Origin of the sequence: Streptomyces sp. PA03-5A (assembly GCF_033792725.1) — a bacterium.
GTDB lineage: Bacteria > Actinomycetota > Actinomycetes > Streptomycetales > Streptomycetaceae > Actinacidiphila.
This window is the reverse complement of sequence record NZ_JARAVL010000001.1, coordinates 378,002-398,501: the sequence shown is the minus strand read 5'-3', so window position 1 is coordinate 398,501 and position 20,500 is coordinate 378,002. Positions and strand designations below refer to the sequence as shown.

15 protein-coding genes are annotated in these 20,500 nt (G+C 70.1%); 14 read left to right on the top strand and 1 reads right to left on the bottom strand.

Features of this window, described 5'->3' with window-relative positions:
• Positions 1-232: 232 nt before the first annotated feature.
• From acnA to PV410_RS01770, 11 genes are all read left to right on the top strand, one after another.
• Positions 233-2,947, top strand: coding sequence for an aconitate hydratase AcnA (gene acnA, locus PV410_RS01820; RefSeq protein WP_500321833.1), 2,715 nt, complete (start codon positions 233-235; stop codon positions 2,945-2,947).
• Positions 2,948-3,213: 266 nt separating this feature from the next.
• Positions 3,214-4,605, top strand: coding sequence for an N-acetylglucosamine/diacetylchitobiose ABC transporter substrate-binding protein (gene ngcE / locus PV410_RS01815; RefSeq protein ID WP_499514577.1), 1,392 nt, complete (start codon positions 3,214-3,216; stop codon positions 4,603-4,605).
• A 105-nt stretch (positions 4,606-4,710) separates the two neighbouring features.
• The gene (locus PV410_RS01810) at positions 4,711-5,643 is read left to right on the top strand and encodes a carbohydrate ABC transporter permease (protein ID WP_500321831.1); all 933 of its coding nucleotides are present in this window, start codon (positions 4,711-4,713) and stop codon (positions 5,641-5,643) included.
• A gap of 16 nt (positions 5,644-5,659) precedes the next feature.
• Positions 5,660-6,595, top strand: a complete 936-nt coding sequence (locus tag PV410_RS01805; protein ID WP_500321830.1) for a carbohydrate ABC transporter permease — start codon at positions 5,660-5,662, stop codon at positions 6,593-6,595.
• Between the two features lie 227 nt (positions 6,596-6,822).
• The gene (locus PV410_RS01800; protein ID WP_499514580.1) at positions 6,823-8,019 is read left to right on the top strand and encodes an ROK family transcriptional regulator; all 1,197 of its coding nucleotides are present in this window, start codon (positions 6,823-6,825) and stop codon (positions 8,017-8,019) included.
• A 146-nt stretch (positions 8,020-8,165) separates the two neighbouring features.
• The gene (locus PV410_RS01795; protein WP_500321829.1) at positions 8,166-9,269 is read left to right on the top strand and encodes a sugar ABC transporter substrate-binding protein; all 1,104 of its coding nucleotides are present in this window, start codon (positions 8,166-8,168) and stop codon (positions 9,267-9,269) included.
• A 187-nt stretch (positions 9,270-9,456) separates the two neighbouring features.
• Positions 9,457-10,245, top strand: a complete 789-nt coding sequence (locus tag PV410_RS01790; RefSeq protein ID WP_499514582.1) for a sugar ABC transporter ATP-binding protein — start codon at positions 9,457-9,459, stop codon at positions 10,243-10,245.
• Positions 10,242-11,543 (top strand): sugar ABC transporter permease, encoded by a 1,302-nt coding sequence (locus PV410_RS01785; protein ID WP_500321828.1) that lies wholly within the window; start codon positions 10,242-10,244, stop codon positions 11,541-11,543. The genes PV410_RS01790 and PV410_RS01785 overlap by 4 nt, the downstream gene beginning before the upstream one ends.
• Positions 11,544-11,679: 136 nt before the next feature.
• The gene (gene dxs / locus PV410_RS01780) at positions 11,680-13,608 is read left to right on the top strand and encodes a 1-deoxy-D-xylulose-5-phosphate synthase (RefSeq protein ID WP_500321827.1); all 1,929 of its coding nucleotides are present in this window, start codon (positions 11,680-11,682) and stop codon (positions 13,606-13,608) included.
• 147 nt (positions 13,609-13,755) lie between these two features.
• Positions 13,756-15,267: an amino acid permease gene (locus tag PV410_RS01775; RefSeq protein WP_500321825.1), complete on the top strand. Its 1,512-nt coding sequence runs from the start codon at positions 13,756-13,758 to the stop codon at positions 15,265-15,267.
• A 37-nt stretch (positions 15,268-15,304) separates the two neighbouring features.
• Entirely contained in the window at positions 15,305-16,843 is a 1,539-nt protein-coding gene (locus tag PV410_RS01770; protein ID WP_500321824.1) for a glycosyltransferase family 39 protein, read from the top strand.
• On the opposite strand, the gene PV410_RS01765 is transcribed toward PV410_RS01770, so the two are convergent.
• Positions 16,844-17,251 carry an NTP pyrophosphohydrolase gene (locus PV410_RS01765; RefSeq protein WP_500321823.1) on the bottom strand — a complete coding sequence of 136 codons (408 nt, stop codon included), beginning with the start codon at positions 17,249-17,251 and terminating at the stop codon, positions 16,844-16,846. It lies immediately after the preceding gene.
• A gap of 129 nt (positions 17,252-17,380) precedes the next feature.
• Between PV410_RS01765 and PV410_RS01760 the strand changes: the two genes are divergently transcribed.
• The 3 genes from PV410_RS01760 to PV410_RS01750 all read left to right on the top strand — a co-directional run bounded on the left by PV410_RS01760 (position 17,381) and on the right by PV410_RS01750 (position 20,444).
• On the top strand, positions 17,381-18,118 hold the full coding sequence (locus tag PV410_RS01760; protein ID WP_500321822.1) for a DsbA family protein: 738 nt from the start codon (positions 17,381-17,383) through the stop codon (positions 18,116-18,118).
• 89 nt (positions 18,119-18,207) lie between these two features.
• On the top strand, positions 18,208-19,491 hold the full coding sequence (locus PV410_RS01755) for a peptidoglycan-binding protein (RefSeq protein ID WP_500321820.1): 1,284 nt from the start codon (positions 18,208-18,210) through the stop codon (positions 19,489-19,491).
• Complete coding sequence (locus PV410_RS01750; RefSeq protein WP_500321819.1) at positions 19,488-20,444, top strand: SPFH domain-containing protein; 957 nt, start codon at positions 19,488-19,490, stop codon at positions 20,442-20,444. The genes PV410_RS01755 and PV410_RS01750 overlap by 4 nt, the downstream gene beginning before the upstream one ends.
• The last annotated feature ends 56 nt before the right edge of the window (positions 20,445-20,500 follow it).

The window sequence follows — 20,500 nt, the reverse complement described above, 5'->3', positions numbered from 1 at the left end:
GGGACGGACCCCCGGGGGCATGGGAAAGGGCGTGATGCCGCATACGGGCGGCCCAGCGCATGACCCGGCAGCGGTGATGTATTAGAGTTATCTCGACATCGAGATATCTGCCAAGGCGCACCGCTGCCGCCAGAGGTAAGGCTCACCTTACTTAGCCTTACCTTAGCGGATCGGCCAGGGGTCGAAGCGGCAGCATTGCGGTGGTACGCGCAAAGTTACGAAGGAGACTGTCGTGTCGGCGAACAGCTTCGACGCCCGCAGCACCCTGCAGGTGGGCGACGAGTCGTACGAGATCTTCCGGCTGGACAAGGTCGAGGGCTCCGCGCGCCTCCCTTACAGCCTGAAGGTGCTGCTGGAGAACCTGCTCCGCACCGAGGACGGCGCCAACATCACGGCCGACCACATCCGTGCGCTCGGCGGCTGGGACTCCCAGGCCCAGCCGAGCCAGGAGATCCAGTTCACGCCGGCCCGCGTGATCATGCAGGACTTCACCGGCGTGCCCTGCGTGGTGGACCTCGCCACCATGCGCGAGGCCGTCAAGGAGCTGGGCGGCGACCCGTCCCGCATCAACCCGCTGGCCCCGGCCGAGCTGGTCATCGACCACTCGGTCATCGCCGACAAGTTCGGCACCCCGGACTCCTTCGCGCAGAACGTGGAGCTGGAGTACGGCCGCAACAAGGAGCGCTACCAGTTCCTGCGCTGGGGCCAGACCGCGTTCGACGAGTTCAAGGTCGTCCCGCCGGGCACCGGCATCGTCCACCAGGTGAACATCGAGCACCTGGCCCGCACCGTCATGGTCCGGAACGGCCAGGCCTACCCCGACACCCTCGTCGGCACCGACTCGCACACCACCATGGTCAACGGCCTCGGCGTGCTGGGCTGGGGCGTCGGCGGCATCGAGGCCGAGGCCGCCATGCTCGGCCAGCCGGTCTCCATGCTGATCCCGCGCGTCGTCGGCTTCAAGCTGACCGGCGAGCTCCCCACCGGCACCACCGCGACCGACCTCGTGCTGACCATCACCGAGATGCTGCGCAAGCACGGTGTCGTCGGCAAGTTCGTCGAGTTCTACGGCGAGGGCGTCTCCGCCACCTCGCTCGCCAACCGCGCCACCATCGGCAACATGTCGCCGGAGTTCGGCTCCACCGCGGCGATCTTCCCGATCGATGCGGAGACCATTAACTACCTGAAGCTGACCGGCCGTTCGGAGCAGCAGCTCGCGCTCGTCGAGGCGTACGCCAAGGAGCAGGGCCTGTGGCTGGACCCGGCCGCCGAGCCGGACTTCTCCGAGAAGCTGGAGCTGGACCTCTCCACGGTCGTACCCTCCATCGCCGGCCCCAAGCGCCCGCAGGACCGCATCGTCCTCGCAAACGCCGCCGAGCAGTTCAAGAGCGACGTGCGCAACTACGTCGACACCGCGGACGAGTCCGGGAAGGAGTCCTTCCCGGCCTCCGACTCCCCGGCCGCCACCAACGGCGTCCCGACCCGCCCGACCCTGGTGACGGCTCCCGACGGGTCCACGTACGAGATCGACCACGGCGCCGTCACCGTCGCCGCGATCACCTCCTGCACCAACACCTCGAACCCGTACGTCATGGTCGCCGCCGCCCTGGTGGCCAAGAAGGCGGTCGAGAAGGGCCTGACCCGCAAGCCGTGGGTGAAGACCACGCTCGCCCCGGGTTCCAAGGTCGTCATGGACTACTACGACCGCGCCGGCCTCACCCCGTACCTGGACAAGATGGGCTTCAACCTGGTCGGGTACGGCTGCACCACCTGCATCGGCAACTCCGGCCCGCTGCCGGACGAGGTCTCCAAGGCCGTCAACGAGCACGACCTGGCCGTCACCTCGGTGCTGTCGGGCAACCGCAACTTCGAGGGCCGGATCAACCCGGACGTCAAGATGAACTACCTGGCGTCCCCGCCGCTGGTCGTCGCGTACGCCATCGCCGGCTCCATGAAGGTCGACATCACCAGGGACGCCATCGGCACCGACACCGAGGGCAAGCCGGTCCACCTGCAGGACATCTGGCCCTCCGAGCAGGAGGTCAACGAGGTCGTCGCCGCCGCGATCGGCCAGGACATGTTCGCCTCGTCCTACCAGGACGTCTTCGCCGGCGACGCCCAGTGGCAGTCGCTGCCGATCCCGACCGGCAACACCTTCGAGTGGGACCCGCAGTCGACCTACGTCCGCAAGCCCCCGTACTTCGAGGGCATGAAGGACCAGCCGGACCCGGTCACCGACATCTCCGGCGCCCGCGTGCTGGCCAAGCTGGGCGACTCGGTCACCACCGACCACATCTCCCCGGCCGGTGCGATCAAGGCCGACACCCCGGCCGGCAAGTACCTCACCGAGCACGGTGTGGAGCGTCGTGACTTCAACTCCTACGGCTCCCGCCGCGGCAACCACGAGGTCATGATCCGCGGCACCTTCGCCAACATCCGCCTGCGCAACCAGATCGCGCCGGGCACCGAGGGCGGCTACACCCGCGACTTCACCGCCGACGGCGGCCCGGTGTCGTTCATCTACGACGCCTCCCAGAACTACCAGGCCGCCGGCATCCCGCTGGTCGTCCTGGCGGGCAAGGAGTACGGCTCCGGCTCCTCCCGCGACTGGGCCGCGAAGGGCACCGCGCTGCTGGGCGTCAAGGCCGTCATCGCCGAGTCGTACGAGCGCATCCACCGCTCGAACCTGATCGGCATGGGCGTCCTGCCGCTGCAGTTCCCCGAGGGCGCCTCGGCGGCCTCGCTGGGCCTGACCGGTGAGGAGACCTTCTCGTTCACCGGCATTACCGAGCTCAACGACGGCACCACGCCGCGCACCGTCAAGGTGACGACCGACACCGGCGTCGAGTTCGACGCCGTGGTCCGCATCGACACCCCCGGTGAGGCGGACTACTACCGCAACGGCGGCATCATGCAGTACGTCCTGCGCTCCCTGATCCGCAAGTAGGGATCACCGCGTCCGGACCCGACGAACGGGCCCGCACCCCTGCCGGGGGTGCGGGCCCGTTCGCGTTACCGGCAGGTCTCAACTAGGGAAAGCTGTCCGTCAAAAGCGCGCATGACCTTGCCCACCTCGCGGGAAGTGGACTATACCTGTCGGCGTCCAGGAGGCCCGCTGAACGCGGGCTTGCGCGGGGGGAACAACGGGTGCGTGGCCCGTGCACAGATTCAACTCCGCACCGCATGGGTCCTGGAGAAGGTGAGGACTTGAGCATGAGATCCGACGTCAACCGGCGCGATCTGATCAAGCGGGCTGCAGCGGTGGGCCTGTTGGCCGCTCCGGCCGCGGGTCTGCTGAGTGCCTGTGCGTCCAGCGGCAGCGGCAACAACAAGGCCACCGAGAAGGGCGAGAAGTCCAAGGACAACCCCTTCGGCGTGGCCAACGACGCCCCTCTGGACGTCGTGATCTTCAAGGGCGGCTACGGCGACGACTACGCCAAGGCGTTCGAGAAGCTCTACGGGAAGAAGTTCGACGGGGCGAAGATCAGCCACCTGGGCACCCAGGAGATCACCGGCAAGCTCCAGCCCCGTTTCAACGCCGGCAACCCGCCGGACGTCGTCGACGACTCGGGCGCGCAGCAGATCAAGCTGGACGTGCTCTACAAGAGCGGCCAGCTCACCGACCTCACCCCGCTCCTCGACGCGCCCTACATCGACGACCCGAGCAAGAAGGTCAGGGACGTCCTGCAGCCCGGCACCATCGAGACGGGCAGCTTCGACGACGGCAAGATGTACCAGCTGTCCTACATCTACACCGTCTGGGGCCTGTGGTACTCCGGCAAGCTCTTCAAGGAGAAGGGCTGGACCGCGCCCAAGACCTGGGCCGACTTCATGTCGCTCTGCGCGGAGATCAAGAAGTCCGGCATGGCGCCCTTCTGCCACCAGGGCAAGTACCCCTACTACATCAACATCGTGGTCATGGACCTCATCGCCAAGCAGGGCGGTCCCGACCTGGTGAAGCGGATCGACAGCCTCGACCCGACGGTGTGGGACGAGCCCGCCGCCAAGGCGGCCGTCGAGGCGGTCTACGAGATCGCCGACAAGGGCTACCTGCTCCCCGGCACCAACGGCATGACCCACATCGAGTCGCAGACAGCCTGGAACGAGTACAAGGCGGCCTTCATCCCCTGCGGTTCGTGGCTGGAGAACGAGCAGCTGAAGGCCACCCCCGCGGACTTCGAGATGACCTTCCTGCCGATCCCCTCCCTGGACGGCGACAAGCTGCCCTTCGAGGCGATCCGGGCCGGCGCCGGTGAGCCCTTCATCGTCCCGAAGAAGGCCAAGAACCAGGCCGGCGGCCTGGAGTTCCTGCGGATCATGCTCACCAAGGAAGCGTCGAGCCAGTTCGCCCAGACGGCCAACTCGCTGACCGTGCTCAAGGACGGCGTCGGCTCCGACGTCCAGCTGCGCCCGGGCACCAAGTCCACCGTCACCGCGCTCAGCGCGGCCGGGAGCAACGTCTTCAACTACAACTACCCCAACACGCAGAGCGCCTTCGACACGGACGTGCAGAACGCCAGTGCCGAGCTGATGGCCAAGCGCATCAAGCCCGCCGACTGGCTCAAGCGGGTCAAGGCGGCGGCCGAGAAGGCCAAGAAGGGCTAAACGTTCCCACCGGCCCTTGCGCACCGGGGCCCCGGTGCCCCCTGATGGTCCAGGGGGCGTTCGGGGCCCCGGTGCGACGGTCTACCCGATGGCAGGAGCAGCGCCATGCGATACCGCAAGTACCCGTTCATCGCGGGATTCCTCTTCATTCCGGTCGTGCTCTACGTCGTCTTCGTGATCTGGCCGTACCTGCAGACGTTCGGGTATTCCCTGACGGACTGGTCCGGGCAGTCCCAGGAGATGCATTTCGTCGGTCTGAAGAATTACACGACGCTCTTCGGGGACCACGTCTTCCTGCAGGCGCTCCAGCACAACGTGCTGCTTCTGGTGTTCCTTCCGGTGATCACGATCCTGCTGGCGCTCTTCTTCGCCTTCATGCTCAACGTGGGCGGCCGCGGCGGCACCACGGGTGTCCGCGGGGTGCACGGATCCGCCTTCTACAAGGTGATCTTCTTCTTCCCCCAGGTGCTTTCCGTCGCCATTCTCATCGTGCTCTTCCAGGCGGTCTACCGAAGTGACGGAAGCGGCCTGCTGAACGGCATCCTGATCAAACTGCACCTCGAGGACCCTCAGGCCCCGATCGAATGGCTGAACAGTCCCAACCTGGTGATGTGGTGCCTGCTCGGCGTGCAGATCTGGGCCGGTGTGGGTTTCTACCTGGTGCTGTTCTCCGCGGCCATGCAGTCCGTTCCCAAGGACATCTACGAGGCCGCCCTGCTGGACGGCGCCGGCCGCCTGCAGACCTTCTTCAAGGTGACCCTCCCGCTCCTGTGGGACAGCGTGCAGACGGCCTGGGTGTACCTCGCCATCGCCGCGATGGACTTCTTCGCCCTGGCCTCGGTCCTCACTCCGGGATCGAACTTCGGCGGCGGTCCCGACTACCACGGTGAGGTCATGGCGACCTACCTGATGCGCAACTTCCTCACCTTCGGAAAGAGCGGCTACGCCTGTGCGATGGGCGTCGTCATCCTCTTCCTCACCCTGATCCTTTCCGCCATCGCGCTGCGGGTCTCCCGCCGCGATCGCATCGAGTACTGAGCGGGGAGCGCATCCCATGGCCACTCCCATCAAGCAGCCCACTCCGGTACCGGTCTTCAAGGGGCAGCCCACCACCATCGGCAGCAAGAAGACGGAACGGGAACGCTTCGCCGACGGCGGCGCGTCGCTGAACGTCTTCTCGCACGGTTTCCTGGTCCTGTGGGGCGTGCTGATCCTCCTGCCCCTGGGCTGGATCATCCTCGGATCCTTCAAGAACAATTCCGAGATCGGCGCGAGCGCCTGGTCCTGGCCCTCGCACTGGTCCTTCGACGCGTTCTCCCGGGCCTGGGAGAAGGGCATCGGCGACTTCTTCGTGAACACGGTGATCGTGCTGGTGTTCTCGGTGCCGCTGACGATGCTGCTCGGGTCGATGACGGCGTACGTGCTGGCGCGCTACGAGTTCCCCGGCAACCGGATCATCTTCTACCTGTTCGTCGGCGGCGCGATGTTCCCGGTGTACCTCGCCCTCGTGCCGCTGTTCTTCATGGTCAGCAACCTGGGCATGCTCAACACCTACCAGGGCCTGATCCTGGTCTACGTCGCGTACTCGCTGCCCTTCACCGTCTTCTTCATGCACTCCTTCTTCAGGACCCTGCCCACGGCGGTGCACGAGGCGGCCATGATCGACGGCTGCTCCCACTCCCGGGCCTTCTTCCAGGTGATGCTGCCGATGGCGAAGCCGGGCCTGATCAGCGTGGGCATCTTCAACGTGCTCGGCCAGTGGAACCAGTACATCCTGCCGATGACCCTGCAGCAGCAGCAGTCCAGCAGCGACCCGGACCGCTCGATGCTGGCCCAGGGCCTGGTGAACCTGGCGCAGCAGCAGGGGTACTCCGGTGACTACCCGGCGCTCTTCGCGGGCATGACCATCGCGATGCTGCCGGTGCTCGTGGTCTACCTGTCCTTCCAGCGGCAGGTGCAGGCGGGTCTGACGGCCGGCACCTTGAAGTAACCGGAAGGTCACTCCACGTGGCCCGCCGTCCGTTCGCCCGGACGCCGGAGCGGAAGCGGTCCCGCCGTATGCGGGGCCGCTTCTGGATTTTTCGGGCATTACGTCAGCGGTCTGGTTCTGCCCCTTGACGGGAAGCGAGCCTAAAGGCTTGCTTAGAGTTCACATGTTGTAGACGACGGGGTCTCATCGGCGTGGCTCCCGTCCGGTTCGGCAGGAGTGGAATGGTCGTGGAGACTCCGGGGTCCCAGTCGTCGCTGCACCGGGCCAACCTCGAGCGGGTGGTCCGGGCCGTACGGCTGGCGGGTTCGCTGACGCAGGCGGAGATCGCCCGTACGACGGGGCTGTCCGCGGCGACGGTCTCCAACATCGTCCGCGAATTGCGCGACAACGGGACCGTACAGGTCACGCCCACCTCCTCGGGAGGCCGCCGGGCCCGTGCGGTGGCGCTGTCCGGCGACGCGGGCGTCGTCGTGGGTGTCGACTTCGGGCACTCCCACCTGCGCGTCGCGGTCGGCAACCTGGCCCACCAGGTGCTGGCCGAGCAGTCGGAGCCGATCGACGTGGACGCCTCGGCCTCCGAGGGCTTCGACCGGGCCGAGCAGCTCGTCGCGCGGCTGATCGAGTCGAGCGGCATCGACGCCGACAAGGTGATCGGCGTCGGCCTCGGCGTCCCGGGCCCGATCGACGTGGAGACCGGCGCGCTCGGGTCCACCGCCATCCTGCCGGGGTGGGGCGGCATCAACCCGCGCCAGGAACTGGCCGAGCGGCTGCGCATGCCCGTCCAGGTGGACAACGACGCGAACCTCGGTGCCCTCGGGGAGCTGGTCTGGGGCGGCGGCCGGGGCGTGAAGGACCTGGCGTACATCAAGGTGGCCAGCGGTGTCGGCGCCGGGCTGGTGATCGACGGCCGCATCTACCGCGGCCCCGGCGGCACCGCGGGCGAGATCGGCCACATCACGCTGGACGAGTCCGGCCCGGTCTGCCGCTGCGGCAACCGCGGCTGCCTGGAGACCTTCACCGCCGCCCGTTACGTGCTGGACCTGCTGCGCGGCAGCCACGGGCCCGACCTGACCCTGGCGCGCATGGTGCAGCTCGCGAGGGAGGGCGACCCCGGCTGCCGCCGGGTGATCGCGGACGTCGGCCGGCACATCGGCATGGGTGTCGCCAGCCTCGCCAACCTCTTGAACCCGAGCCGGGTGGTGCTCGGCGGCGATCTCGCGGAGGCCGGGGAGCTGGTCCTGGCGCCCATCAGGGAGTCGGTGGCGCGGTACGCGATCCCCAGCGCGGCCCGTAGGCTTTCGGTGGTCTCAGGGGGCCTCGGGGCCCGTGCGGAGGTCCTGGGCGCCCTGGCGCTGGCCCTCAGCGAAGTGGGCGATTCGTCCCTTTTGGATGCTAACGTTCCCGCAGCGGTTGCTGTGCCGTAGAGATCACTCTGCGTTCATCTAGATAACGAAACGCACCGTTGCCATCTCGTTAAGTATTTACTTCTTGACGTCAAGGCTGTTGCCGAGTTGACTCACGCTCACCTCGGCCGCAGTCTTTTGCGGCCCTGTCAGGGAGGCAACCCCACATGAACGCAATGATGCGTCGCGTCGTGATCGGCACCGCGGCCGTCTCCATGGCCCTTTCCGTTGCTGCGTGCGGCAAGGCCGGTGACGACAAGGCGGACGGCGGCAGCAGCAGCGCCGGCAGCAAGAGCAAGACCATCGGTCTGCTGCTCCCCGACAGCGTCACCGCGCGCTACGACAAGTTCGACAAGCCGCTGTTCGAGGCCAAGGTCAAGGAACTGTGCGCGGACTGCGACGTTCAGTACGCGAACGCCGCGGGTGACTCCGGCAAGCAGGCCCAGCAGGTCAGCACCATGATCACCAAGGGTGTCAAGGTGATCGTGATCAGCGCCCAGGACGCCGCTGCCATCAAGTCCTCCGTCCAGGCCGCCGTCGACAAGGGCATCAAGGTCATCGCGTACGACCGTCTGGCCCAGGGCCCGGTCTCCGCGTACGTCTCCTTCGACAACGAGAAGGTCGGCGAGCTGCAGGGCCAGGCGCTCCTCGACGCGCTGGGCGACAAGGCGAAGCCCTCGGCGAACGTCGTCATGATCAACGGTGACGACGCCGACCCGAACGCCGCGCTGTTCAAGGCCGGTGCCCACAAGGTCCTCGACGGCAAGGTCAAGATCGCCTACGAGCAGAGCGGTCTGTGGAAGGACACCGTCGCCAACCAGAAGGTGACGGCGGCCATCACCCAGATCGGCGCCAAGAAGATCGCGGGCGTCTACGCCGCGAACGACGGCATGGCCGGCGGTATCGCCACTGCCCTCAAGGGCGCCGGCATCAGCGGCATCCCGCTGACCGGTCAGGACGCCGAACTCGCGGGCATCCAGCGGATCATCGCGGGCAGCCAGTCCAGCACGGTCTACAAGGCGTTCAAGCCCGAGGCCGACGCCGCCGCCCAGCTCGCGGTGAACCTGGTCGAGGGCAAGGCGATCGACTCGCTGGCCACCACCTCGCTGACCAGCGGCTCCGGCGACAAGGTCCCGTCCCAGCTGCTGACCCCGGTCTCGGTCACCAAGGCCAACGTCAAGGACACGGTCGTCGCCGACAAGCTGTGGTCCGTCGCGGAGATCTGCACGGCCGAGTTCGCCGAGGCCTGCAAGGCCGCCGGCCTCCAGTAACACGGCAGGCCCTCCCCCCGGAGGCCGCCACGCGAACCTGTCCGGCGCCCGCCCCGTCCAACAGACCCCGCTGACGGGGCGGGCGCCGGACAGACAGTCCGTTCCAGTTCACGCAAAGCTGTGCAGCTTGCACAAAACTCCGCGCCCCTCCAAGCGCGGCATCCCCGCCGGTCAGGCGGCGAAGGAGATGGTTCACGTGTCCGCTACGCCCGTGCTGGCGTTGCGCGGAGTCTCCAAGCGATTCGGTGCGGTCCAGGCACTCACCGATGTCGACCTGGAGGTTCACGCCGGAGAAGTCGTCGCGCTCGTAGGCGACAACGGCGCAGGGAAGTCGACCCTGGTCAAGACGATCGCCGGTGTGCACCCCATCGATGACGGCGTCATCGAGTGGGAAGGCAAGCCGGTCAACATCAACCGGCCGCACGACGCCCAGGGTTTGGGCGTCGCCACCGTCTACCAGGACCTCGCGCTGTGCGACAACCTCGACGTCGTCGCCAACCTCTACCTCGGCAGCGAGATCAAGCGCGCCGGCGTGATCGACGAGGTCATGATGGAGAAGCGGTCCCGGGAGCTGCTCAGCACGCTGTCGATCCGCATCCCCAGCGTCCGCATCCCGATCGCCAGCCTCTCCGGTGGTCAGCGTCAGGTCGTCGCGATCGCGCGCGCCCTGATCGGTGACCCCAAGCTGGTCATCCTCGACGAGCCCACCGCCGCCCTCGGTGTCGAGCAGACCGCCCAGGTGCTCGACCTGGTCGAGCGGCTGCGCGAGCGCGGCCTCGCCGTCATCCTCATCAGCCACAACATGGTCGACGTCAAGGCCGTCGCCGACAAGGTGGCGGTACTGCGGCTCGGCCGCAACAACGGCGTCTTCGACGTCAAGAGCACGTCCCAGGAAGACATCATCTCCGCCATCACCGGTGCCACGGACAATGCCGTGACCCGCCGTCAGGGGCGGCGCACGGAGGCTGCAAAGTGAGCGACACGTCGAAGACCGTAAAGCAGGACGTGGTGGCAGCGTCGGTCGAGGACGCGTCCTCGGCGGCGGTGCCCGTGGTCGACCCGCGGCTGCTCGTGCGTGAAGAGGGCCTCAAGGGCTACCTCACCGAGTTCAAGCGCAAGGTGCGCGGCGGTGAGCTCGGTTCGCTGCCGGTCATCATCGGCCTGATCATCATCTGGACCATCTTCCAGACCCAGTCGAGCAACTTCCTGAGTGCCGGCAACCTGGCCAACATCGGCTTCTTCCTGGCCGCCACGGGCATGCTCGCCATTGGTCTGGTCTTCGTGCTGCTGCTCGGTGAGATCGACCTGTCGGTCGGCTCGGTCAGCGGTCTGGCCTCCGCCGTCTTCGCCATCTTCGTGACCAATCACGGGATGAACCCGTGGCTGGCCATGATCCTGGCCATCGTCACCGGCATCCTCATCGGTGCCCTGCACGGCTGGTTCTTCGCGAAGATCGGCGTCCCCGCGTTCGTCGTCACCCTGGCCGGCTTCCTCGGCTGGAACGGCCTGATGCTGCAGCTGCTCGGCGACAGCGGAAGCCTCTCGATCCCGGACGACGGCCCGCTGCACATCCTGGGCCAGCGTTCCTTCTTCATGGACCAGGACATCTCCGGCGCCTACCTGCTGGCCGGCCTCGGCACCGTGGCCATGCTGGCGGGCTCGCTGATCGAGCAGCGGCGGCGTCGTGCGGCCGGCGTCCCGTTCCGGCCCACCGGCGAGATCGCCTTCCGCGTGGGCGCCCTGGCGGTCGTCTCCTTCGTCGCCGCGTACGTCCTGAACCAGGCGAGCGGCGTGCCCAACGCGCTGGTGGTCTTCCTGGCGGCCCTGGTCGTCACGGACTTCGTGCTGCGGCGTACCTCCTACGGCCGCAAGGTGTTCGCGGTCGGTGGTGGCATCGAGGCCGCCCGTCGCGCCGGCATCAACGTCGCCATGGTCCGCATCTCGGTGTTCGCCATCTCCGGCGGCTTCGCGGCGCTCGGCGGTCTGTTCTTCGCCGCGCAGACCTTCACGGCGACCCTGGGCGCCGGCGGCGGCAACACCCTGATGCTGGCCATCGCTGCCGCGGTCATCGGTGGCACCAGCCTCTTCGGCGGCCGCGGAAACGTTTGGTCCGCGCTGCTCGGCATGCTGGTCATCCAGTCCATCCAGACCGGCCTGGACCTGCTCAACATGAACACCGCGCTCCAGTACATGATCACCGCCGCGGTGCTGCTCGCCGCCGTGGTCATCGACTCGGTGTCCCGCAAGAGCCAGAAGGCCTCGGGTCGCGGCTGAGGTTCCGCACCGCACCAGTGGCGTGACGTGCCCGGCGCAGGGAAGATCATCCCAGCGCCGGGCACGGGTGTGTGCGGAGCTGAAAACGCGAACACATACACTCGGGAAACCGGAAAGCGACAACAAGGAGGCACGGGTGGCTCTGCTGACCCGTATCAAGGGACCGCGCGACCTCGACCGGCTCAGCCCGGAGCAGCTGGTCGAGCTGGCAGGCGAGATCCGTACCTTCCTGGTCGACGAGGTCTCCAAGACGGGCGGGCACCTGGGGCCGAACCTGGGTGTCGTCGAACTGACCATCGCGCTCCACCGTGTCTTCGACTCGCCGCGGGACAAGGTGCTGTGGGACACCGGGCACCAGTCCTACGTCCACAAGCTGCTCACCGGCCGTCAGGACTTCTCCAAGCTCAAGAGCAAGGGGGGCCTGTCCGGCTACCCCTCGCGCGCCGAGTCCGAGCACGACGTGATCGAGAACAGCCACGCCTCCACGGTGCTCGGCTGGGCCGACGGCCTTGCCAAGGCCAACGAGCAGCTGGGCAAGCGCGACCACACCGTCGCCGTCATCGGTGACGGCGCGCTGACCGGCGGCATGGCCTGGGAGGCGCTGAACAACATCGCCACCGCCAAGGACCGCCCGCTGGTCATCGTCGTCAACGACAACGAGCGCTCCTACGCGCCGACCATCGGCGGCCTCGCCAACCACCTCGCCACGCTGCGCACCACCGACGGCTACGAGCGCTTCCTCACCCGCACCAAGGAACTGCTGGAGCGCACCCCGGTCATCGGCCAGCCGCTGTACGAGACCCTGCACGGCGCCAAGAAGGGCTTCAAGGACTTCATCGCCCCGCAGGGCATGTTCGAGGACCTGGGCCTGAAGTACGTCGGCCCGATCGACGGCCACGACGTCGCCGCCCTGGAGTCCGCGCTGCAGCGCGCCAAGCGCTTCGGCGGCCCGGTCATCGTCCACTGCCTGACGGAGAAGGGCCGCGGCTACACCCCCGCCCTGCAGGACGAGGCCGACCGCTTCCACGCCGTCGGCAAGATCCACCCCGACACCGGCCTGCCGATCGCAGCCTCCGGCGCCGACTGGACCTCGGTCTTCGGCGAGGAGATGGTCAAGCTCGGCAGGGAGCGCAAGGACATCGTGGCCATCACCGCCGCGATGCTCCAGCCCGTGGGCCTGGACAAGTTCGCCAAGGCGTTCCCCGACCGCGTCTACGACGTCGGCATCGCCGAGCAGCACGCGGTGGTGTCCGCGGCGGGCCTGGCGACCGGCGGCCTGCACCCGGTCGTCGCCGTCTACGCGACCTTCCTCAACCGCGCCTTCGACCAGGTCCTGATGGACGTCGCGCTGCACAAGTGCGGCGTCACCTTCGTGCTGGACCGGGCCGGCATCACCGGCACCGACGGCGCCTCGCACAACGGCATGTGGGACATGTCGATCCTGCAGGTCGTCCCGGGCGTGCGGATCGCCGCCCCGCGCGACGCCGACCAGGTGCGCGCCCAGCTCCGCGAGGCCGTCGAGGTACCGGACGCCCCGACCGTGGTCCGCTACTCCAAGGGCGCGGTCGGCCCGGCGGTCAAGGCCGTCGGCACGGTCGGCGGCATGGACGTGCTGCGTCGGGCCGAGCCCCAGGGCGAGGACGCCAAGCCGGACGTGCTGCTGGTCTCCGTCGGCGCGCTCGCCCCGATGTGCCTGGAGATCGCCGACCTGCTCGACGCCCAGGGCATCACCACCACCGTCGTCGACCCCCGCTGGGTCGTGCCCGTCGACCCGGCCCTGCCCGGTCTCGCGGCCGGCCACCGGGTCGTCGTCACCGTCGAGGACAACGGGCGCGTCGGCGGTGTCGGCTCCGCCGTCGCCCAGGCGCTGCGCGACGCCGGCGTGGACGTGCCGCTGCGTGACTTCGGCATCCCGCAGGAGTTCCTCGACCACGCCAGCCGCAAGGAGGTCATGGCCGAGATCGGGCTGACCGCCCCGGACGTCGCGCGCCAGGTGACCGGCCTCGTCAGCCGGCTCGGGGGCCGCTACGCCGACGAGCCCGCGCCCCAGGTCGCGGGCGACTGACGGCCGCTCCCCGTCCTTGGCACCACCGGGCCGGGCGACACCCCAATGGGTGATCGCCCGGCCCTTCTGTTGATGTGTAGGCGCGCCAGATCCGGTCACAAGCATCTGCGGGTGCTGTGATGCAGGAACAACTGTGGAGGTGCGCCGGTGGACGTGGGCGGTAACGCTGCGAAGGGTCGGAGCGGTTTCTTCCGTACCAAATCGGTCGAGGACTCCCTGCGGGACACCCAGGAGCCCGAGCACGCGCTCAAGAAGTCGCTGTCCGCCCTCGACCTCACGGTCTTCGGCGTCGGCGTCGTCATCGGCACCGGCATCTTCGTCCTCACGGGCAAGGTGGCGAAGGAGAACGCGGGCCCGGCCGTCGCGCTGTCCTTCGTCGCCGCGGGCGTCGTGTGCGCGCTCGCCGCCCTGTGCTACGCGGAGTTCGCCTCCACGGTGCCGGTGGCCGGATCCGCGTACACCTTCTCCTTCGCCACCCTCGGCGAACTGCCCGCCTGGATCATCGGCTGGGACCTCGTGCTGGAACTGGCGCTGGGCTGCGCCGTGGTCGCCGTCGGATGGTCCGGTTACCTGCGCTCGATCATGGACAACTGGGGCTGGCACCTGCCGTCCGTGCTGTCCGGCGGCGAACAGAGCGGCTTCCACTTCGACCTGCTGGCCTTCTTGCTGGTGGCCGTGCTCACCGCCGTCCTGGTCGCCGGGATGAAGCTGTCGGCCCGGGTCACCTCCGTGGTGGTCGCCATCAAGGTCACCGTGGTGCTGATCGTCATCATCGTGGGCGCGTTCTTCATCAAGGCCCACAACTACACCCCGTTCGTCCCGCCCGCCGTGCCGTCCGAGGGGGCGCAGGCAGGCATCAAGGCCCCGCTCATCCAGCTGATCTCGGGCTTCACGCCGTCCCAGTTCGGCGTCATGGGCATCTTCACCGCGGCGGCTGTGGTCTTCTTCGCGTACATCGGCTTCGACATCGTCGCCACCGCCGCCGAGGAGACCAGGAACCCGCAGCGGGACGTGCCGCGCGGCATCCTCGGCTCGCTGATCATCTGCACCGTGCTCTACGTCGCCGTCTCCATCGTCGTCACCGGCATGCAGCACTACACCCGGCTGACGGTGGACGCGCCGCTGGCCGACGCCTTCAAGGCGGTGGGCCACCCCTTCTGGGCCGGGCTGATCGCCTTCGGCGCGGTGGTGGGCCTGACGACGGTCTGCATGATCCTGCTGCTCGGGCAGAGCCGGGTCTTCTTCGCGATGAGCCGCGACGGGCTGCTGCCGCGCTTCTTCTCCCGGGTGCACCCCACCCGGGGCACGCCCTACCGCTCGACGATCCTGCTCGGCGGCATCGTGGCGATCGTCGCGGGCTTCACGACCATCGAGGAACTGGCCGAGCTGGTGAACATCGGCACCCTCTTCGCGTTCATCGTCGTCGCCATCGGCGTCGTGGTGCTGCGCCGTACCCGCCCCGACCTGCCGCGTGCCTTCCGTACCCCGCTGGTGCCGTGGCTGCCCGCGGTGTCGGTGCTCGCCACGCTGTGGCTGATGCTCAACCTCCCCGCCGAGACCTGGCTGCGGTTCGCCATCTGGATGGCCCTCGGCTTCCTCGTCTACTTCCTCTACGGCTACCGGCACAGCCGGGTCCGCACACCGTCCCGGCAGAGGTGAGCTGACGCACCCGGAGGGCGCCCGGTACCTTGGGCGCGTGCCGACCCGCCCCGAGACCGCCCGCGCCGCCGCGCCCGCGCTCCCGGACCGGCGGGCGGACGGCGCCCCGTCCCGGGCGCCCTCGCCGTTCACCCGGTTCTCGTGGCCCGTGCTGCTCCCGCTGCTGACGCTGGTGGCGGCGCTGGTCCATCTGCCCTCCTTCGTACGTCCCGTCTGGAACCCCGACGAGGGGTTCCTCGCGACCCAGGCACGCGTGCTCGCCTCCGGAGGCGTCCTCTACGACACCGTCGTGGACCGCAAGCCCCCGCTGCTGCCGTGGCTCTACGAGGGGGCGTTCGCGCTCTTCGGCGACGGCTCGCTCCGGCCCCTGCGGGCGGCGGCCGTCGTCGCGCACGTGGTGACCGCGGCGCTGCTCGTCGCCATCGCCCGGCGGCGCTGGGGCGACCGGTGGGGCGCGGCCGCCGGGTTCGGCTACCTGCTGCTGTCGGTGGGGCTGGCGCCCGAGGACACACAGGCGGCCTCCTTCGAGGTCTTCACCCTGCCGTGGACGGTCGCCGCCGTGCTGTTGGCCGACCGCGGGCGCTGGGGCGCGGCCGGGGTGGCGGTGGCCGGGGCGGCGCTGACCAAGCAGACCGGCGCGGTGGTGCTCCTCCCGGTGCTCTGGATGCTGTGGCGGGCCCGGCGGGGGAGTGCGGCCGGGTCCGTCTCCGTGTCCGCCGGAGCGTGGGCCCGGCTGACGGCGGGGTGCGCGCTGCCCGTCGTGGCCGTGGCCCTGGTGACCGGTGCGGGGCGCTTCGTCTTCTGGACGGTCACCGGCTCTGGGGCCTACATCTCGCCCGAGGGAGCCTGGCTGCTCGCGGCCGGGCGGGGGCTCGGCAACGCCGCGATCATCACGGCGGCCGGGGCGGGGGTGGTGCTGCCGGCCGTCTGGCTCGCCGTGCGCCGGAGGGCCGGCGCCGGAGCCGAGCTGTGGATCTGGCTCGGCGCGGCCGCCGTCGCCGTCGTGGCGGGCTTCCAGTTCTACGGTCACTACTACCTGCAACTGCTGCCCCCGCTCACGCTCGTCGGGGTGGCCGCGCTGCGCCGGCTGCCCGCGCGCGGTCCGGCCCGAAGGGCCGCCGCGGTCTGGACGGTGCTGGCGGCGGCCGTGTTCACCGGCTGGGGCTTCGCTGCACCGCGCGCCGAACTCGACCACGCCCGGACCGTCGCCGCCGCGATCCGCGCCCACACCGGCGCGGACGGGACCGTCCTGGTGTGGGGCATGCACCCGGAGCAGTACTGGCTCTCCGGGCGCGCACCGGCCGGCCGGTTCCTCACCGCGGGATTCCTCACCAACTTCAGCGGTGGCCGCGGCGGGGCCCGGGTCGGCGAGGAGTACGCCGTACCGGGCGCCTGGGCGGCCTTCCGCCGGGAGTTCTCCGCCGCGCCGCCGGCCGTCGTGGTCGACGACTCGCGGGGCGCCCCCTACGGCGCGGCGCACGTGCCCGGTCTGCGCCGCCTGCTCGACGGGGGCGGCTACGAGCGCGTCGCCACCGCCGACGGCGCGGTGCTGTACGCCCGGCCGCCCGGCCGGTAGTCAGGGACGCACCGACCGCGGCCCCGCGACGGCCGCGCCGCGGGCGGTCACGCGGCGGCGCAGCTCGCGGTCGGCCGTCACGACCAGGCACGGCAGTTCCGGCGGACGGGCCGCGACGAGTTCGGCGATGAGGTCGTCACCGCTGCCGGGCGCCGCCTCGACCCGTACCCCCGGCACGGGTGCCACCCCCCGGGCCGCGCCCTCCACGACGAGCACGACGTCGAGCGGCGCCCGCCGGGCCCATTCCGGCACGTCCGCCCGTTCCGGGAGCCCGGTAGCGGCCAGCCCGGCGAGGGCGTCCCGCAGGCGCTCCGTCGCCCCGTGCCGGTCCCGCCACCACCCGTCGGGGACGGACCCCACGGTGTTGGCGGCGTCGACCACGACCAGGGGCGCTGTCCCACCGTTCACCGGCCCACCCTGTCACAACCGGGCCGGGGCCGGTCGTCCTGCCCGGTGACCGGCCGGCAGGACAGGTGCACGGGGCGGAGGCCGTACCCTCCCACGGGGCGTGTTCGTACGCGGTGGTAGAAAGTCCCGGTGAAGCAGACGAAGTCCAAGCGCTGGCGGTCCTACGCCGGGACGGTGATCGTCCTGGGCGTGGTGTTCGGGGGTTCGGCCGTCCTCGGGGCGCATGTGCGCAGTGAGAAGCAGCACGAGGTCAAGGCACCGGCCGGTGCCTCGGGCGAGGAACAGCTGGCGGTGCCGGTCAAGCCGACCAAGCTGCCGGTGACGCTGACCGTGTACGAGGACCTGCGCAGCCCGGAGTCGAAGGCCTTCGCCGCCGAGTACGGGGACACCCTCGCGAAGCTGGTCGCCACCGGCCAGGTGGGGATCGACTACCGCCTGGTGACGCCGACCGACACCGCGGACGGTGGCACCGGCTCCCTGGCCGCCGCCAACGCGGCCGCGTGCGCCCAGGACGTGGGCCGGTTCCAGGAGTTCGTCGCGCAGGTGTGGGACGCCCAGCCCGCCGACGCCTCGGACGACCCGTTCACCAGTGACACCTTTCTGAAGGGCCTGGCCAAGAAGGCCGGCGACGTGGACGAGACGCACTTCGTCCCATGCGTCCAGGGCGGGGACCACGACGGGTGGGTGCGGCGCTCCCAGGAGGAGTTCGCCGCGGCCGGGTTCACCTCCGCGCCGGTCGTACAGGTGAACGGCGAGACCGTCACCGATCCTTCGGGCGGCGCGTCAGGGCTCACTCCCGAGGGACTGACGCAGCTGGTCGACAAGGCCGTTGCCGAGGTCGTGAAGAGCACCACCGCGACAGGCTGACCACATCACCCGCTGTCATTCCATCAGATTTATGTGGAAATCGGGTAATAAGGGCATGTGGCACTCGATCGCGAGGAGTGGTGGTGCGCATGTCCACACCGGTGTTCGACGAGGTCGGGCCGCAGCCGGGCTGCGTCTGTGAGGACTGCGCACGGCGGCGGCTGATCCGGGCGGCGACCCGCGCCACGCCCCCGTGCGCGCCACCGGTCGCCGCTCCCGCCGCGCTGGTCCTCCTGGCCACGGCGGGCGCGGCCGTCATGGCGCCCGCCGCCGTGGCGGCCCCCGCGGAGGACGCCGGCCAGGCCGCGTCCACCGGCCTGACCGAGCAGGCGCAGCCCGACCGGATCGGCGCCGTGGCCCCGCTCCGGCTGACCCGCGACCAGATCCTGGAGCGGGCCCAGCGCTGGGTCGACGCCCGTGTCCCGTACGACATGCGCCGCCGCTGGCGGGACGGCTACCGGCAGGACTGCTCCGGATTCGTCTCCATGGCCTGGGGCCTGGGCAGCAGCCAGTGGACCGGCACGCTGCCGCGCTTCGCGGAACGGATCGGCCGCAGTGATCTCGAACCCGGCGACATCCTGCTCTTCCACAACCCCCGCGACCCCGTCGACGGCTCCCACGTCACGATCTTCGGGGGCTGGGCGAACGCCGCGCACAACCGCTACGTGGCCTACGAGGAGACCCGGCCGCGCGCCCGGGTGCGCACGACCCCGTACGCCTACTGGGACCATTCCAAGCGCTACGTCCCCTACCGCTACAAGTACCTGAGCGACGAGGGCTACGACGACTTCTACGACGACCTGTACGGGGACCTCGACCTCGGCGACCTGGCCTCCGGCTACCCGGGGAGCGTGTCCTTCGGCCCCGGCGCCTCCAACGGCTACGTCACCCGGCTCGGCCGGATGCTGCGGCAGCGGGGCGCGGGCGCGTTCTACCACGACGGTCCGGGACCCCGCTGGAGCGACGCCGACCGCGAGGCCACCCGCGCCTTCCAGCGCGCCCAGGGCTGGAAGGGCGACCAGGCCGACGGCTTCCCGGGCCCCCTGACGTGGCGTTACCTGACCGAGGGCGCCGGGGCCGACGTCGGCGGCGGCCGCCCGACGGCGCCCCCGGCCCGAACGGCCCACCTGGCCAGGCCGGCCTACCCGGGCATCGGGGGCTTCCGGCCCGGCCAGTCGGGCCCGCACGTGCTCGCGCTGGGACGGCGGCTGGCCGTCAAGGGCTTCGGCCGGTTCTACGCGAAGGGGCCCGGCCCGCGCTGGGGCGAGGCCGACCGGCGCGCGGTGGAGGCCTTCCAGCGGTCCCAGGGCTGGTCGGGCAGCCAGGCGGACGGCTACCCGGGTCCCGAGACGTGGAGGCGGCTCTTCTCATGACGATCACCCCCCAGGGGAGCCGGGCCGAACGTCCCGTCCCCGCCCAGGCCCCCATTGCCTACGGCACCCCCGGCCAGGCCGGCGTGGTGCCGCTGCCCGAGATCGCCGAGCGTCCGGGACGCTGCCTTCCCGGCGGCCTCGCCGTGCTCACGGCCCTGGCGGCGGCCGGAGGCACGGCAGCGCTGTTGCTCGGCCCCATCGGGACCTCCCCCGCCGTCCGCGGCGGCGCCGTGGCCGTCCTCGTGGCGCTCACCGCTCTGACCGCGCTGGGCCTCGCCCGGGGCCGACCCGGCTCCGTGTGGATGCTCACCCGGCACGGCGCCTACCACGGCACCGTCCGCCGCACCGGACTGCTGTGGATCAGCCCGCTGCTCGTCCGCCGCCGTGTCGACACCAGCCTGCGCCACTGGCGCAGCAGCCCCATCGAGGCCACCGACGCGGGCGGCACCCCGCTGCAGATCACGGTCCTGGTGGTGTGGCGGGTCCGCGACACCGCGCGGGCCGCCTTCGGCGTCCACGACCACGTCCGCTACCTGCGCGAACAGGTCGAGGCCGCGGTCGTCCGCTGCGTGTCGCGGCTGCCCGCCGACGACTTCCACGGCCCCGGTCCCACGCTCCGCGCCACCGACCGCCTCGCGGACGACCTCACCCGGATCATCGTCCAGGACCTGCGGCCCGTCGGCGTCGAGGTGTTCTCCGCCCAGCCCGTCCGCGTCGACTACGCCCCCGCCGTGGCCTCCGCCATGCGCCGCGCCCAGCTGGCGGCGCTCGACGCCCGCCACCGCCGGGCCGCCCTCGACGACGCCCTCACCGCCGTCGGCGAGACCGTACGGGGCCTGCTCGAGCGCGGCCTGGTCGACCTCGACGACTACGAACGCAAGGCCCTCGTACGGGACCTGACGGTCGCCTACTGCACCGCGCACGTCCCCGACGGCGGCGCGCAGGCCTCCTGAGCCGCGCACGCGGAAGGGGCCCCCGCCGGACGGCGGGGGCCCCTTCCGCGTACGCA